Origin of the sequence: Nocardiopsis exhalans (assembly GCF_024134545.1) — a bacterium.
Taxonomy (GTDB): Bacteria; Actinomycetota; Actinomycetes; order Streptosporangiales; family Streptosporangiaceae; genus Nocardiopsis; species Nocardiopsis exhalans.
On record NZ_CP099837.1, the window covers coordinates 2,581,896 to 2,598,191 of the forward strand.

Sequence of the window (16,296 nt, forward strand, 5' to 3'; positions counted from 1 at the left end):
GCGAACCCGGAGCGAAGGGGCCGGAGAAAGCGCTGGGGCCCGGAGAAGCGGAGAGGCTGATCTGGGGCGGCTGATGTGGAGGGGCTTCTCTGTGTCAGGCTCGGGCTCGGGTAGGGCGTCCGGGGTGGGGCTGTGTGCGGCCTGGGGTCTGGGGTCTGGGGTCTGGGGCCTGGGTTTCGGGTTGCGGTTCCCCCGTTTCCCGCCGCTTGATGGTTGCCGTCTGCGCTGCGCGCGTCAAGGTCGTTCGTCCTCGCTTCCAAGGCCGTTTAGTTAGCGCTCCAAGCCAGCTGTCAAGCCCGTAGCACCACCCCACCCAACACAAAGAACGGGACCTCCGATAAAAGCAGGAAATCGACCAAGATCCACCTGCCCCGGAGGCCCCGTTGCCCGACCAGTATGCCACCACCTCCCACACCCACACCCGCACCATCACCGTGGCCGCCGGTATCTACGCCCCCGGCCACCTAGGCGAACTCACCCGCTACCTGCCCTTCGACCTCATCGACGCCGTCCTGGAACACACCCGCACCCAGCAACAACGACTGCGCGCTCTGCCCTCACGGGTCGGGGTCTACTTCGTGCTGGCCCTGAACCTGTTCCCCCACCTGGGATACGCCCGCGTCTGGGACACCCTCGTAGCGGGCCTGCAAAGCCTGCCCCTGCCCCGCCCCAGCCAGGCCGCGCTCGTGCACCTGCGCCGACGCCTGGGCCCCACCCCGTTCAAAACCCTCTTCCAGACCCTGGCGGCTCCCTTGGCCCAACCCACCACCCCAGGAACCCGCTACCGGCACTGGCGCACCGTGGCCTTCGACGCCTGCCACTCGATCAAAGCCCCCGACAGCGCACGCAACCTCACCTGGCTCCGCAAGATCTGCTACCAGCAAGGCACGGAAGGCTACCCCCGCCTGCAGATCACCGCCCTGTGCGAGACCGGTACCCGCTCCCTGCTGGGCGCCACCCTGACCCGCGCCCCCAGCGGCGAACCCGACCAGGCCCGCACCCTGCTCGACCGGCTCACCCCCCAGATGCTGGTCCTGGCCGACCAGGCCTACCAAGGCAACACCTTCCTGGGCGAGGTCGCCGACACCGGAGCCCAACTCCTGATCCGCCTGCGAGAACACCGCCGCCCCCGGGTGGAAACCCTGCTCCCGGACGGCTCTTACCTGACTCACCTGGACGGGCTCAAACTCCGCATCGTCCAAGCCCGCATCACCGCCACCACCCAGGACGGGACACAGGTCAGGGGCGTGTACCGGCTGGCCACCACCCTGCTGGACCACCGCACCGACCCCGCCCGGCAACTGCTGGCCCTGTACCACGAACGCTGGGAGGTGGAATCGGCCTTCTACTCCCTACGACACACCCTGCTGCACCGTCGTGTGCTGCGCTCCCAGGACCCGGCCGGCCTGGAGCAGGAGGTGTGGGCCCTGCTGGTGCTCTACCAGGCGCTGCGCATGCCCATGGTCGAGGCGGTGGAGTCCCGGCCAGGCACCCACGCCGATCGGGCCCCCTTCACCACCGCCCTGAACACCGCCCGTTGCCAGGTCATCACCGCCCAGCAGGTGCTGCCCGACCAAGACGCCCCCGGCCGAGGCGGGGGCATAGTCCAAGCGGTACGGGAGAACCTGCTCCCGGCCCGCCGTGCTCGGATCAGCGCACGCAAGCTCAAGTGTTCCCACCGGCGTTACCGCGAAGCCGACCCCGAGCGGCCCCTGACCACCGATCGGGTGCAGGATCTGGAGTTGGAGATCTTGGCCCCTGCGCCCGAGGCCGTGGCGGGGCCCCAACAGCCCGCGGCCAAGATGGTGCCCGGGATCCGGCCCGGTGGGTCCAAGGAGCGCACGATGCGCCTGTTGGGCTCGGACCTGAGTCGGGGGTGGAGTCCGATCGAGGTCGCTCGGGCGTTGGATTATCCGCATTATCGGAGTCTGGCCACGCAGATGGGGGTGTGGGTCCAGGAGGGGTTCCTGCAACGGACCGCGCATGGCCGATACACGCTGGCTCTGCGGTGGGCGGGGGTGGAGTTGACAGCCCAGCGTGTTCCTTAACTAAACGGCCTTGTCCTCGCTTCGCTGCGGGCGCTCCACCTTGACCCGCTTCGCTGCGACGGCGGTTGGCGGCTGTCGGGAAACGGGGGAGGTGTGGTCCGGGGTGGTAGACGGGCCCCCAGGGGGCCCAACGGCAACTGCACGGCCTTCGGCCGGTGCCCTCCCCAGCCCGGAGCCCAACGCCTGGACGTGTCGCGGCCGGTCATGCGTGCCTGCGAACCACAACCGCGCCCCGCCAGGCCCCCGGGTACGGTTTCGGCCCCTGTTTCAAAGATGATCTTGCTACCAGAAGCGAAATCGGCGCCGAACTTGCTTCTGGTAGCAAGATCATCGGGGGTGAGGGGGTTTCGGAAGCAGCGGACAACCCCAGGCGCGGGTTACGGACACCCCGGCTTTCCCAGAGCCAGCACCCCAGCGCCGAACCCCACCCTCACCACCGCTGGTCCGATGGCACGAGAGACCGGCCGCGACACGTGACCCGATCTGCGCAGGCCTGGGGAGCCTGTTGCCTTCGCTGCCGCTTTTCGTCGCTGACCTTGACCCGCGCAGCGGAGACGGCGGTTGGCGGCTGTCGGGAAACGGGGGAACCGCAACCCGAACCACAGACCGCACACAGACCCCCACCCCGGACGCCCTACCCGAGGCTGAGCCTGGCACGGAGAGGCTCTCCGTGCCAGGCGCTCTGCTTCTCCGGGTCCCAACGCTCCGGATTCGCCAACAGCGTCGATGAACGAGCGGGCCCTTCTGTGCGACAGCGCCTCAGCGCCTCAGCACGTCAACGGTCAGGCGCGGCGGAAGCTGAAGGTCACACCGAACTCCTCCGACTCCGCGGAGTGCGGGGCGTCCTCGCCCGCGCCGGCCACGAAGGCGTCGGCGAGCACCTCACCGGCGATCATCTGACCGTGCTCGGACAGCGCCTGCCGGACGGCCTCGTCCTCGCTGGCCCACCACACGTGGATCCGGTCGGACACGTCCAGGCCGCTGTTCTTGCGGGCCTCCTGGAGCATCCGGACCATCTCGCGGGCCAGACCGGCGCGGCGCAGCTCCGGGGTCAGCTCCAGGTCCAGCGCCACCGTCTCACCGGCCTCGGAGGCCACCGCCCAGCCCTCGCGGGGCTGCTCGGTCACCAGCACCTCGTCGGCGTTGACCTCCACCGGCTCGTCCTCGACCCGCACCTGCGCCCAGCCGGTCTCGCGGACCTGCTCGACCAGCGCGGCCGGGTCGGCGGCCTGGATGGCCTTGGCCACCAGCGGCGTGCGCTTGGCGAACCGCTTGCCCAGGGCGCGGAAGTTCGGCTTGACCACGTAGTCCACGAGGTCGCCGCGAACCGAGGAGAGCGAGTCCAGCCCGGCCACGTTGAGCTCGTCGGCCACCTGCGCGCGCAGCTGCTCCGGCAGGTCGGCGAAGCCCGGAGCGCCCACCATGGCGCGGGCCAAGGGCTGCCGGGTGCGCATGGCCGAGTCCACCCGGGCGGAGCGGCCCAGCTCCACCAGACGGCGGGTCAGCGCCATGTTCTTGGACAGCTCGGGGTCGATCAGGTCCTCGTTCACCTGGGGCCAGGAGGCCAGGTGCACCGAGTCCGGGCCCTCCGGGCGGCGCAGCGCGGACCACACGTGGTCGGTCAGGAACGGCACGATCGGCGCCATCAGCAGGGTGACTGTCTCCAGCGCCTCGAACAGCGTGGCGAAGGCCGCCGCGCCCTCGGGGGTGTCCGCCCCGCCCCAGAACCGGCGGCGGGAACGGCGCACGTACCAGTTGGACACGTCGTCCACGAACGCGGTCAGGCGGCGCCCGGCCCCGGTCGTGTCGAACTTGTCCATCGCCTCGGTGACGTCGCGCACGACCTCGTTGAGCTCGGACAGCAGCCAGCGGTCCAGCAGCGGGCGGTCCTGCGGAGCAGGGGCGTCGGCCAGCTTCGAGTGGTCCCAGCCGCTGCCGGCGTTGGCGTACAGGGTGAAGAAGGACGTGGTGCTGTAGTAGGTCAGCAGCACCTTGCGGACGATCTCCTCCAGGGCGGCGTGACCGACCCGGCGGGCCGTCCACGGCGAACCGCTGGCCAGCATGAACCAGCGCAGGGCGTCCGCGCCGTGCTGGTCCATCACCGGGATGGGCTGCATGACGTTGCCCAGGTGCTTGCTCATCTTGCGGCCGTCCTCGGCGAGGATGTGGCCGAGCACGACCACGTTCTCGAACGAGTTGCGGCCGAACACCAGGGTGCTGACCGCCAGCAGCGAGTAGAACCAGCCACGGGTCTGGTCGATCGCCTCGGAGATGTACTGCGCCGGGAAGTTCTCCTCGAAGGTCTCCTTGTTCTGGTGCGGCGCGCCCCACTGGGCGAACGGCATAGAACCGGAGTCGAACCACGCGTCGATGACCTCGGGCACGCGGCGGGCGACCCGCTGGTCCTCGGGCAGGGACGGGTCGGCTTCGGGGTCGGGGATGACGATGTCGTCCACGTAGGGGCGGTGCGGGTCCAGGTTGGACAGGTCCTGGCCGCTGAGCTCGCTCAGCTCCGCCAGGGACCCGACACAGATCTGGCGGCCGTCGGGGAACTCCCAGATCGGCAGCGGGGTGCCCCAGTAGCGGTTGCGGGACAGCGCCCAGTCGACGTTGCCGCGCAGCCACTCGCCGAAGCGGCCCTCCTTGACGTTCTCCGGCACCCAGTTGGTGACGTCGTTCTGCGCGAGCAGCTCGTCCTTGACCGCGGTGGTGCGGATGTACCAGGACGGGACCGCGTAGTAGAGCAGCGCGGTGTGGCAGCGCCAGCAGTGCGGGTAGGAGTGCTCGTAGTTCTGGTGGCGGAAGAGCAGGCCGCGGTCCTTGAGGTCGCGGACCAGCGTCTTGTCGGCGGTCTTGAAGAAGACCCCGCCGACCAGCGGCAGCTCGGCCTCGAAGGTGCCGTCGGGGCGGACCGGGTTGACCACGGGCAGGCCGTAGGAGCGGCAGACCGTCATGTCGTCGGCGCCGAAGGCGGGGGACTGGTGGACCAGACCCGTACCGTCCTCGACCGTGACGTAGTCGGCGAGCACCACGTAGTGCGCGGGCTCGTCGAAGGGCACCAGGTCGAAGGGGCGCTGATAGGTCCAGCGCTCCATCTCGTCGCCCTCGTAGCTCTCGCCGGTGAGCTCCCAGCCCTCGCCGAGTACCTTCTCGAACAGCGGCTCGGCGACCACGAGGCGCTCGTCGCCGTTGGTGGCCACCACGTACTTGACGTCGGGGTGCACGGCCACCGCGGTGTTGGACACCAGGGTCCACGGGGTGGTCGTCCACACCAGCAGCGCGGTGGGGTGCTCGGGTGAGGCCAGCGGGCCGGAGGTGACCGGGAACCGCACGTACACCGACGGGTCGGTGACGGTCTCGTAGCCCTGGGCCAGTTCGTGGTCGGACAGGGTGGTGCCGCAGCGCGGGCAGTAGGGGCTGATCCGGTAGTCGCGGGACAGCAGGCCCTTGTCCCAGATCTGCTTGAGCGCCCACCACACGGACTCCACGTACTGCGGGTCCATGGTGCGGTAGGCGTCTTCCATGTTCACCCAGTAGCCCATGCGCTCGGTCATGGCGGTGAACGCGTCCACGTTGCGCAGGACGGACTCGCGGCAGCGGTCGTTGAACTCGGCGATGCCGAAGGCCTCGATGTCCTTCTTGCCGCTCAGGCCGAGTTCCTTCTCCACGGCGACCTCGACGGGCAGGCCGTGGCAGTCCCAGCCGGCCTTGCGGTCCACGTGGTAGCCGCGCATGGTGCGGAAGCGCGGGAAGACGTCCTTGAAGGCGCGGGCCTCGACGTGGTGCACGCCGGGCTGGCCGTTCGCGGTGGGCGGGCCCTCGTAGAACACCCAGTTCTCGTTGCCGCGGGTCTGGTCGAGCGACCGCTGGAAGACGTTCTCCTTCGACCAGCGGCCGAGGATCTCGCGCTCCGTCGCGGGCAGGTCGATCTGAGCGGGCAGCTGGGGCAGCGCGCGGGATTCGGGCCGGGGGTCGTCGGTCACCGTCGTACCTTTCTCCATCAGGGGTGTTCCTGACGGAGGGACGAGGCGGAGCCCCGCGGTACCACCCCCCTTGGAGCCGTTTCCCGAGTCCGCTGGACGGATCGGTGGCGGGTCCCACTTCGTTGGGTTCGTGCCGGTTCTACTGGGGCGCGCGCACTGTGTTGACCACTGCGTGCGCGACCTGTTCTTCCGGCGGCTCCGGGGTGATCTTCGCGCTGGTCGTTGCCCCCGGGCTCGCACCGTCCCCGGGTCGCTTGGGCGGTCCAGCCCCCTCTAGGCTGTGTCCGTCCGGTCGGGGCCAGCGTTACTCGTCCCCATCGACACCTGTTCAGGATAACGCAGTGCGGCCAGAGGTGCCGCGCATTAAGTGAGGGGGCGGCCGTGGCGGAGCAGACGCGGGGCGCGGTCCTGGTGACCCTGCCCGACCGCGAGGACGCGGACGAGCTCGCCGAGCAGCTCCTCGAGCAGGGGTACGAGCCCTGCCGGGTGTACCGGGACATGCTCGCCGGCGAGGACGACGCCGAGGACGTGGACTGGGTCATCGAGGTGCTGACCGGCCCGCACGGCGGCCCGGCCACCTTCGACGAACCCCACCTGTTGCTGCTGGCCGAGGACTACGGCGGCTTCGCCGTCGCGGAGTGAGCGTAAGGAAGCGGCCTCGGTGACGCTCCACCGCGGATCACTCCGAGGTCGATGGTTCCGAGAGGCCCCCGCCCGGATCATTGCCTTGGGGCGGTCGATTGCCTAGGCTCACGGCACCACTCACGGCCTTCTCGAAAAGGGGAGACCCCGCAGATCAGGTGGGGTGCGAGGGCTGTGGGGCGTGCGGAGGGGGAGTGCGATGAAGGCCACCGAGGCGGCGGCGCTGCCGGTCCGGCCGGGGGAGGGGCCCTGGACGCCGGAGGAACTCGAGCAGGTCCGGAACCAGTTGGAGAGCGAGATCGTGGCTCAGCGGGAGGAGATCCGCGAGAGCGAGAACGAGGTCGACGAGCTGCTCACCGACCCGGTCGCGGGGGCGGGGGACGATCCCGCGGACACCGGTGCGAAGACCTTCCAACGCGAACACGATCTGGCGTTGGCCTACAATACTCGTGACCTGCTCGCCAAGAACGAGCGGGCGATCGAACGGATGCGCGCGGGGACCTACGGGGTCTGTGAGTCATGCGGCCAGGCCATCGGGAAGGCACGTCTACAGGCCTTCCCGCGTGCGACCCTGTGCGTCACCTGCAAACAGCGCGAGGAGCGTCGCTGACTGAGGTAGAGCCCTCCGGGGACAGCAACATGACCACGACCGACAACACCGTTGCCCGGCCGCGCAGGTACGTACTCCTGTTGTTGGTCGCGCTCGCCGCGATCGTCGCCGACTTCCTGACCAAGGAATGGGTACTGGCGGTCTTCTCCCAGGGCGAGCGCCTCGACGTCATCGGCAGCTTCGTCCAGTTCACCCTGGTCTACAACACCGGCGCCGCGTTCTCGCTCGGCACCGGCTACACCTGGGTGTTCACCGCCATCGCCACCATCGTGGTCCTCGCGATCGCCTACATCGGCTGGCGCGTGCGCAGCGTGTGGTGGGGCGTCACGCTCGGCCTCATGATGGGCGGGGCCGCGGGCAACCTCGTCGACCGCTACTTCCGGGGCGAGACGCCCGGCACCGGAGCGGTCGTCGACTTCATCAGCGTCGGGACCTTTCCGGTCTTCAACATCGCCGACTCCTGCGTGGTGGTGGGGGCCTGCCTGGTGGTGGCACTCACCTTCAAGGGCCTCAACCTGGACGGGACGATGGTCGCGGACGAGACGGCGGAGGAGGACACCGAGAGCGCTGGACCCGCTGAGGCGGGTGACGGCGAGGGCACCGGGGCGCCCGGTGGTACCGCCGGGCAGGACTCCGCCGAGAACGACGGCGGAGAGAACGACAAGGGGAACGGCGCATGAGCGACACAAGGAGCCTCCCCGTCCCTGACGGTCTGGAGGGCGACCGGCTGGATTCCGCGATCGCGCGGATGTTCGGGCTCTCCCGGACCCGTGCCGCGGAGCTGATCGGGGACGGCGGCGTCCTCCTCGACGGCGCCGAGGCGGGCAAGTCCGACCGGGTGCAGGCCGGTTCCTGGCTGGAGGTCACCCTCCCGCCGCCGCCCACCGCCCCCGTCCCGCGGGCCGAGGCGGTCCCGGGCATGCGGATCGTGCACGAGGACACCGACATCATCGTGGTGGACAAGCCGGTCGGCGTGGTCGCGCACCCGACGGTCGGCTGGACCGGCCCCAGCGTCCTGGAGGGCCTGCTGGCCTCGGGCGTGCAACTGGCCACCAGCGGTGCCGCGGAGCGTCAGGGCATCGTGCACCGCCTGGACGCCAACACCACCGGCCTGATGGTGGTCGCCAAGAGCGAGACCGCCTACAGCGTGCTCAAGCGGGCGTTCAAGGAGCGCACCGTGGACAAGCACTACCACACGCTGGTCCAGGGCCACCCGGACCCGCTGCGCGGCACCGTCGACGCCCCGATCGACCGCCACCCCGCCGGTGACGGCCGCTGGGCCGTGGTCGCGGGCGGGCGTCCCTCGGTGACGCACTACGACACCCAGGAGGCCTTCCGGGCCGCCAGCCTGCTGGAGATCAAGCTGGAGACGGGCCGCACCCACCAGATCCGGGTACACATGGCCGCGCTGCGTCACCCCTGCGTAGGTGACCACCTCTACGGCGCCGACCCCACACTCGCCGAGCGGCTGGGTGTCAAGCGCCAGTGGCTGCACGCGGTGCGGCTGGGCTTCGACCACCCCACCGAGCACCGCCCGGTGGAGTTCTCCAGCCCCTACCCGGAGGACCTCGAAGCCGCCGTGGCCAAGCTCCGCGAGGACTAGCTCCGCGCGCTGGATCTCACGCTCTCTCAGTGACCTTTCCGCCGTCCGCCCCTGCTCGGGGTCGGGCGGCGGACGCGTAGTACGCCCTGGCACAGGGCCGCGCCCAGGATGATGACCAGTGCCCCGAGCGGCTGGTTCCAGCTCAGGGTCTCACCGAGCAGGACGACCCCGGCGGTGACCGCGATCACCGGGGCCACATAGGTGACCGTGGTGGCCACGGTCGCTCCGGCGGCCCGCACGATGGCGTAGTTCAGGATGTAGGCGAAGCCGGTGCCGAACACGCCCAGCACGGTCACCGCCAGGACGGCCTTCCAGGTCAGCTCGGTGGGGGCTTCGGTGAGCAGGGGCGCCAGCACCAGCAGGGGCAGGGTGCCGAGCAGCATCTGCAGGGCGCTCAGCTCCAGCGCGGTGTGCGCACTGCCCGCGACGAAGCGGCGCAGGTAGGGGGTGCCGATCCCGTAGCAGGCGGTGGCGCCCACCACCATCAGCATCCCGAGCAGGGCATCGCCGTCGGTCACGTTCACCGTGCTCAGCGAGTTCCACACCCCGAAGACGGTGAGCACCCCGAGGAAGCCGATGCCGAGGCCGAGGACGCGGGTGCGGTCCGGCCGCTCGTCGGACAGGATCAGCATCGCGAACACCACCCCGAACAGCGGGGTCGAGGCGTTGACGATCCCCATCAGCGCGGATGGGATGAGTTGCCCCGCGTAGCCGAACAGGGTGAACGGGATGGTGTTCAGCAGGAGGGCCACCACGAACATGTGCCCCCACAGGCGGGGCGAGGACGGCAGGCGCCCGCGGCTCAGGAACAGGACCGCGAGCAGCGGCAGGGCGCCAGTGGCCATGCGCCCGAGGGCGAGCTGGAGCGGGGCGAGGACCTCGGCACCGGTCTTGATCAGGACGAAGCTCATGCCCCAGATGAGGGCGAGGAGTACGAACTTGGCGCGCCAGCCCAGGAGCGGGTTTCGGGGCTGAGCGGTGCCGGTGGGAACCGGCTCGCGGTAAACCGGGACAACCGGTGCCGAGGCTGTGGGGACAGTGGACATGGGATGTTTCTATCCCTGACAGAACCCTTAGGTCTACTTCGTATTTCTTAACCAGGGCCTTAGAGTTGCTTACATGCTCAGTGTCGACCGGCTCCGGGTCCTGCACGCCATCGCCGCCCACGGCTCGCTCAGCGCCGCCTCCCAGGCCCTGCACGTCACCAACTCCGCCGTCTCCCAGCAACTGACCAAACTCGAACGCGAGGTCGGCCAACCCCTGGTCGAACGGAACGGGCGCGGAGTGCGCCTGACCGACGCCGCCGAACTCCTCGTCGAACACACCTCCCGCATCCTGTCCCTGGTCCACCGCGCCGAAGCCGACCTCGAAGCCCATCGGGGCGAGGTCACCGGCCACCTGAGGCTGTCCGCCACTCCCACGGCGGTACGCGGACTCCTGCCCACCGCCCTCCCGGCCCTGCGCGAGGCCCATCCGGCCCTGCGGGTCGAACTCCTCGAGGCGGAACCCCAGGAGAGCGTCTCCGCCATGGCACGCGGCGACGCCGACCTGGCCCTGGTCGTGGACTGGATGGGCGCGCCGCTGGAACTGCCCCAGGGGATGACGCGCGCCTCGCTCATGGAGGACATAGGGGACATCGCCCTGCCCGCCGACCACCCTCTGGCCCACCGGGAGATCCTGGAGCTCGACGAGATCCTGGACCTGCCCTGGATCAGCTGGACCAGGGGATCCATCTGCGACGACTGGCTGAACGCCATCATCCGCGGCCGGGGCGCCGAACCCGAGATCATTCACTCCGCGGAGGAGCACCAGACCAAACTGGCCCTCATCGCGGCCGGGATCGGAGCGGCCGTCATGCCCCGCCTGGGTCGCGGCCCTCTCCCCGAAGGGGTCCGCGTGGTCCCGGTCCAACCCGCGCTGGTCCGCCAGGTCTACGTCTTCTGGCGCACGGACGCCTCCCGCCGCCCCGCCATCCGGGCAGTGGTCCGCGCCCTACGCGAGGCCGCCGCGACGTACACGGAGTAGTCCCACGGGCCCCAGGCGTGATGTCCGGCGACGCCCACACCGAAGGACTCCCTCGTTCTTGCCGGGCACACCCGGGTGAGGTCGATGGTGACCGCACGGCTCCGGGGCGGGGCGGCCGGTGGGCCGCCCCGTCTTCGGTTCGTCTTCGCTCAGCTCTCGCCGAGCAGGTCCGTCATGGTGGCGGTCGGGCTGATCACCTCCGGGTCGGTGCGCACGTCCACCAGGGTGGGCAGGTCCGAACCCACCGCCTCGGCCAGCGCCTTCTCCAACTCCTCACGGTTGTGCACGGTGGCACCTCTGGCGCCCAGCGCGCGGGCGTACCCCGCCAGGTCCAGGGGGCCGCTGATCTCCGTGCCCGCGATCCGGCCCAGCTCACGAGCCTGGTGCATGGCGATCGTGCCGTACAGCCCGTTCTGAAACACCACGACGGTGATCGCCGCCCCGTGCCGGACCGCCGTCTCCAACTCCTGTCCGGTCATCAGCGCGCCGCCGTCACCGGCCACCGCCACTACTGTCCGCTCGGGCGCGGTGAGCTTGGCGGCCACCGCTGCGGGCACGGCGTACCCCATGGCCCCGCTGGTCGGCGCCAGCTGGGTGTCCGGGTGCCGGAACCACCACCCCCGGTGCAGGAAGGACGCGAAGTTGCCCGCGTCGTTGGTGATCAGGGTGTCTTCGGGCAGGGCCTCGCGCATCCCGGCGATCACCGACCACGGGTGCATGCGGCCGCTCCGGTGCCGACCGGTCTCGGCCGGGACCGTCGCGCTCTCCACCCAGATCCGGCGGGCCGCGCTCCAGTCCCGGTAGGGCGCCTTGACCGGGGCCCCGGCCAGCGAGCGCAGGGCCTCCCCGGCGTCGGCCACCGCGCCGAGCCACACGTCCTTGGTGGCGCCCACCTGCTCGGGGTCGATGTCGATCTGCGCGATGCGGGTGCGCCCGTCGGACTCGGGCAGCCGGTACCCCTGGGTGGTGGTCTCGCTCATCCGGCAGCCCACCACCAGCACCGCGTCGGCGTCGGCCAGCGCGCCCAGCACCGCGCTCGGCGCGCCCAGTCCCAGGTGCCCGAGGTAGAGCGGGTGGTCGTTGGGGAACACGTCCTGCCGCCGCCAGGCGGCGTACACCCCGGCGCTGTACTGCTCGGCCACGCGCACCAGGTCCGCGCGCGCGGACCTGGCCCCGCCGCCGGCGATGATCACCGGGCGCACCGCCCGGGCCAGCCAGGCGGCCAGCCGGTCCCGGTCGCCCCCGCCCAACGGGGGCCGGGGGGCCACGAAGGGGTGTGGTTCGGGCTGCGGGCCGACCCGTTCGCCGAACAGGTCGCCCGGCACCGCGATGGCCACCGGGCCGGGGCGGCCGGTGGTGGCGATCCGGATCGCCCGGGCGGTGACCTCCGCCAGCCGGTCGGCCCGGTGCACGGTGGTGGACCACTTGGTGATGGGCGCGTAGAAGGCGGTCAGGTCCACCTCCTGGAAGGCCTCGCGCCCCAGGCGTTCGGTCTCGGCCTGGCCGAGGAACACGATCATCGGGGTGGAGTCCTGCATGGCGGTGTGCACACCCACCGCGAGGTTGGCCGCGCCGGGGCCGCGGGTGGCGGCGGCCACGGCGGGGACGCCGGTGAGCTTGGCCTCGGCCTCGGCCATGAAGGCGGCGCCGCCCTCGTGCCGGGTGGAGACCAGGGCCATCCCCGGGTGCTGGTCGATGGCGTCCGCCAGTTCGAGGAAGCTCTCGCCGGGGACGGTGTAGCACCGTCTGATCCCGGCGGCGGCCAGGACCGACACCGTCGCGTGCGCGGCGGTGTCGGTGGGGGGTTGGGGCCGTTGTGCGGCAGGGGCCATGGAGGCGGGTCCTTCCATCGTCGCAAGGTCCACTCGGTGCGCGCCGGAGCCTGGGTGTGCCCCGGAACACATGCGGCCGACTCTTGCAGGCGCCCCAAGACCGGTCAAGGCCGGACGCGGCCGCCTGTGGACAACCCCGCCCGGAGCGACCGGAACGGGTCAGTCGGAGGCTTCTTCTTCTCCGAGGAGCCGGTGCCGCGCCGCCGTCGGACGCTTGCGCCGCGGCTCGAGGGCACGGGCGTGCTCGTGCAGGGCGCTGAGCACCGCGTTCACCAGAGGATGCCCCTCGGTGCCGTGCCGGACGGAGACGAACACGTGCCTCCTCGGCGGGCGCCCCCGCAGCGGAAGGACACTGACGCGCGGGAGGTCGATGGCGGTGATCGCCGACCGCGGGGCCAGGGCGACACCGACGCCCGCGCCGACCAGCGCGCTGACCGCGCGGAAGTCGTTCGAGACCGACTCCACGCGCGGCTGGAAACCCGCCTGCTGGCACGCGAGGAGCGTGAGGTCGTGGATCGGGTTCCCCGGCAGCGGGGTGACCCACGCTTCCCCGGCCAGCCGGGACAGTGACAGTTGGGCGCTTGCGGCCAGATCGCTGTCCGAGGGCACGAGCACGTCCAGCGGCTCCGAGTACAGGCGGGCGTGGCTGAACGCCTGCGGAGTCGAGTCCGTGGCCTGCGGGTAGTCCACGGACACGGAGACGTCCACGTTGCCTTCGGCCAGGAGCCGCTGCGCGGCGGCTCCCTCCGCGTCGGTGACGTGCGCCCGCAGGTGTGGCGCCGAGGTCCGCAGTGTGCGGAGCGCGGGGGCCACGACCTCGGTGATCGCCGACGGGAAAGCGGCGATACCCACGGTGCCGACCTCGCCGAGCGCCGACGCGGCCAGGTCGGCCTCCGCCTGCTCGAGGATCGCGGACACCTGCACCGCGTACCCGGCGAGCACGGTCCCCGAGGCGGTGAGCCGAATGTTGCGTCCGTGGCGTTCGAAGAGGTCGAGACCGACCTCCCGCTCCAGCGCCGACAGCTGCTGGGACACCGCGGACGGCGACAGGTAGAGCGACCGGGCCGCGGCGGTGACCGTGCCGTGGAGCGCGACGGATTGGAGTACGCGCAGGCGGCGCGGGTCGATCACGCGATCCCCTTTTAAGTAAATCTGGAAGCTTCTCTGCAGGACTTCGTGATGGACTTAATGATATCCGGTAGGTGATGATCGGGATCATGAAGGCACTCTCCAAACTTCGAGGCGAGCCCGGGCTGACCTTGGGCGAGGTCAAGGATCCCGTGATGGGCCGCGACGAGGTGCTCATCAAGGTCCTGCGCACCGGCATCTGCGGAACCGACCTGCACATCAGCGCCTGGGACCACTGGGCGCGGTCCGTGATCGAGCCGCCGCTCGTCCTCGGGCACGAGTTCGTCGGTGAGGTCGTCGACGTCGGCGGGGGCGTCACCGACGTGAAGGCCGGCGACCTGGTGAGCGGCGAGGGCCACCTGGTCTGCGGCAAATGCCGGAACTGCATGGCCGGCCGCCGCCACCTGTGCATCAGGACGATCGGCCTGGGGGTGAACACGAACGGCGCCTTCGCCGACTACGTCGTGCTCCCCGAGACGAACGCCTGGGTGCACCGCATCCCGATCGACCTCGACGTCGCCGCCATCTTCGACCCCTTCGGCAACGCCGTGCACACGGCGCTGTCCTTCCCCGTCATGAACGAGGACGTCCTGGTCACCGGGGCCGGACCCATCGGGGTCATGGCCGCGGCGACCGCACGGCACGCGGGAGCGCGCAGTGTCGTCGTGACCGACCTGAGCCCGTACCGGCTCGAGCTGGCCCGGAAGATGGGCGCGACCATCGCCGTGGACGTGTCACAGGAGGACCTGGCCGACGTCATGACGGCCAACCACATGAAGGAGGGCTTCGACGTCGCGTTCGAGATGTCGGGGCAGGCCAAGGCCCTCGCTTCGGCGATCTCGACCATGAGCCCCGGCGGCCGCATCGCGATCCTCGGTCTGCCCGCCGATGACGTCTCGGTCGACCTCGCGACCGTGGTGACCCGCATGCTCACGCTCAAGGGCATCTACGGGCGGGAGATGTTCGACACCTGGTACGCGATGTCGGTGCTGCTCGAGAACGGCCTCGACATCAGCCCGATCATCACCCACCGGTTCGGCTACGAACAGCACGAAGAGGCCTTCGCGGTCGCCGCCTCCGGCCGGTGCGGGAAGGTCGTGCTCGACTGGACCACGCCGTCGATCCCGCAGGCGACCTCTCAGGTGAACCCTTAGGCGATCCCGCAGGGCGGGACCGCTTCAACGACGATCAGCGAATAGTAGGAGAGTGACGTGTACGCAGCGATGCGCGACCATCTCACGCGGGAGCTCGAGGGCATCCGTGAGGCGGGGCTGTTCAAGGACCAGCGGCTGATCAGCGGCCCGCAGTCGGCACGGATCAGTGTCGGTGACGACAGCGTCCTCAACTTCTGCGCGAACAACTACCTGGGCCTGGCCGACCACCCCGACCTGATCGAGGCCGCCAAGCGCACGCTCGACGAGGCGGGCTTCGGGATGGCCTCGGTGCGGTTCATCTGCGGAACCCAGGACCTGCACGCGCGGCTGGAGCGTCGACTGTCGGAGTTCCTCCAGGTCGACGACACCATCCTCTACAGCTCGTGTTTCGACGCCAACGGCGGGGTTTTCGAGACGCTCCTGGGCCCCGAGGACGCGGTGATCTCGGACGAGCTGAACCACGCGAGCATCATCGACGGGATCCGGCTCAGCAAGGCGGCCAGGTTCCGGTACAAGAACCGTGACATGGCCGACCTGGAGAAGCAGCTCGTCGCCGCCGCGGATGCCCGTCACCGTCTGATCGTCACCGACGGCGTGTTCTCGATGGACGGCTACCTCGCGCCGCTCGACGAGATCTGCGACCTGGCCGAGCGCCACGACGCGCTCGTCATGGTGGACGACTCCCACGCCGTCGGCTTCGTCGGGCCGAACGGGCGGGGAACCCCCGAGCTGTTCGGCGTCCAGGACCGGGTGGACATCATCACCGGAACGCTCGGCAAGGCGCTGGGCGGCGCCAGCGGCGGATACGTGTCCGCGCATGCCGAGATCGTGGAGATCCTCCGGCAGCGGTCGCGGCCCTACCTCTTCTCGAACTCGCTCGCCCCGATGATCGTCGGAGCCTCCCTGCGCGTGCTCGACATGCTCTCCGAAGCCGACGACCTTCGGACGAAGCTGAACCGGAACGCGGAACTGTTCCGGTCGGAGATCACCGCCGCGGGCTTCGACGTGCTGGACGGGCAGCACCCGATCGTGCCGGTGATGATCGGTGACGCCGCCGAGGCCGCCCGGATGGCGTCCGCGCTTCTGGACAAGGGCGTGTACGTGACGGCGTTCTCCTACCCCGTGGTTCCCATGGGCAAGGCCCGCATCCGGGTCCAGCTCTCGGCGGCACACAGCGAGGAGGACATCCGCACGGCGGTGGCGGCGTTCGCGCAGGTCCGGGACGAGCTCCGCGAAGGCGGTACAGCCTGAGGGCTGGCGCCTCCGCAGGG

General features: G+C 70.3%; 12 protein-coding genes. 8 read left to right on the plus strand and 4 right to left on the minus strand.

Features of this window, described 5'->3' with window-relative positions:
* Window positions 1–383: 383 nt before the first annotated feature.
* Entirely contained in the window at window positions 384–2,048 is a 1,665-nt protein-coding gene (locus tag NE857_RS11555) for an IS4 family transposase (protein WP_254420977.1), read from the plus strand.
* A 782-nt stretch (window positions 2,049–2,830) separates the two neighbouring features.
* Here the strand turns inward: NE857_RS11555 and ileS are convergent.
* Entirely contained in the window at window positions 2,831–6,031 is a 3,201-nt protein-coding gene (gene ileS / locus NE857_RS11560) for an isoleucine--tRNA ligase (protein ID WP_254421948.1), read from the minus strand.
* 381 nt (window positions 6,032–6,412) lie between these two features.
* Here ileS and NE857_RS11565 point away from each other — a divergent pair, with 381 nt between their 5' ends.
* The 4 genes from NE857_RS11565 (at window position 6,413) to NE857_RS11580 (ending at window position 8,886) form a co-directional block, all read left to right on the plus strand.
* Window positions 6,413–6,673: a divalent-cation tolerance protein CutA gene (locus tag NE857_RS11565; RefSeq protein WP_017579795.1), complete on the plus strand. Its 261-nt coding sequence runs from the start codon at window positions 6,413–6,415 to the stop codon at window positions 6,671–6,673.
* 199 nt (window positions 6,674–6,872) lie between these two features.
* Window positions 6,873–7,283: a TraR/DksA family transcriptional regulator gene (locus NE857_RS11570; protein WP_254420978.1), complete on the plus strand. Its 411-nt coding sequence runs from the start codon at window positions 6,873–6,875 to the stop codon at window positions 7,281–7,283.
* A 29-nt stretch (window positions 7,284–7,312) separates the two neighbouring features.
* A complete protein-coding gene (lspA, locus tag NE857_RS11575; protein ID WP_254420979.1) occupies window positions 7,313–7,963 on the plus strand; it encodes a signal peptidase II in 651 nt (216 codons plus the stop codon).
* The gene (locus NE857_RS11580) at window positions 7,960–8,886 is read left to right on the plus strand and encodes an RluA family pseudouridine synthase (RefSeq protein ID WP_017579798.1); all 927 of its coding nucleotides are present in this window, start codon (window positions 7,960–7,962) and stop codon (window positions 8,884–8,886) included. The genes lspA and NE857_RS11580 overlap by 4 nt, the downstream gene beginning before the upstream one ends.
* A 26-nt stretch (window positions 8,887–8,912) precedes the next feature.
* Here the strand turns inward: NE857_RS11580 and NE857_RS11585 are convergent, their stop codons facing one another.
* On the minus strand, window positions 8,913–9,932 hold the full coding sequence (locus tag NE857_RS11585; protein WP_254420980.1) for a DMT family transporter: 1,020 nt from the start codon (window positions 9,930–9,932) through the stop codon (window positions 8,913–8,915).
* A 73-nt stretch (window positions 9,933–10,005) separates the two neighbouring features.
* On the opposite strand from NE857_RS11585, the gene NE857_RS11590 reads away from it, so the two are divergent.
* Window positions 10,006–10,911, plus strand: a complete 906-nt coding sequence (locus NE857_RS11590; protein ID WP_254420981.1) for a LysR family transcriptional regulator — start codon at window positions 10,006–10,008, stop codon at window positions 10,909–10,911.
* Between the two features lie 149 nt (window positions 10,912–11,060).
* Here NE857_RS11590 and NE857_RS11595 read toward each other — a convergent pair whose 3' ends face one another.
* Entirely contained in the window at window positions 11,061–12,743 is a 1,683-nt protein-coding gene (locus tag NE857_RS11595) for a thiamine pyrophosphate-dependent enzyme (RefSeq protein ID WP_254420982.1), read from the minus strand.
* 159 nt (window positions 12,744–12,902) lie between these two features.
* Window positions 12,903–13,874 (minus strand): LysR family transcriptional regulator, encoded by a 972-nt coding sequence (locus NE857_RS11600; protein ID WP_254420983.1) that lies wholly within the window; start codon window positions 13,872–13,874, stop codon window positions 12,903–12,905.
* A gap of 86 nt (window positions 13,875–13,960) precedes the next feature.
* Here NE857_RS11600 and tdh point away from each other — a divergent pair, with 86 nt between their 5' ends.
* Window positions 13,961–15,025, plus strand: a complete 1,065-nt coding sequence (tdh, locus tag NE857_RS11605) for an L-threonine 3-dehydrogenase (protein ID WP_254420984.1) — start codon at window positions 13,961–13,963, stop codon at window positions 15,023–15,025.
* 69 nt (window positions 15,026–15,094) lie between these two features.
* Window positions 15,095–16,276 carry a glycine C-acetyltransferase gene (locus NE857_RS11610; RefSeq protein WP_425572034.1) on the plus strand — a complete coding sequence of 394 codons (1,182 nt, stop codon included), beginning with the start codon at window positions 15,095–15,097 and terminating at the stop codon, window positions 16,274–16,276.
* The last annotated feature ends 20 nt before the right edge of the window (window positions 16,277–16,296 follow it).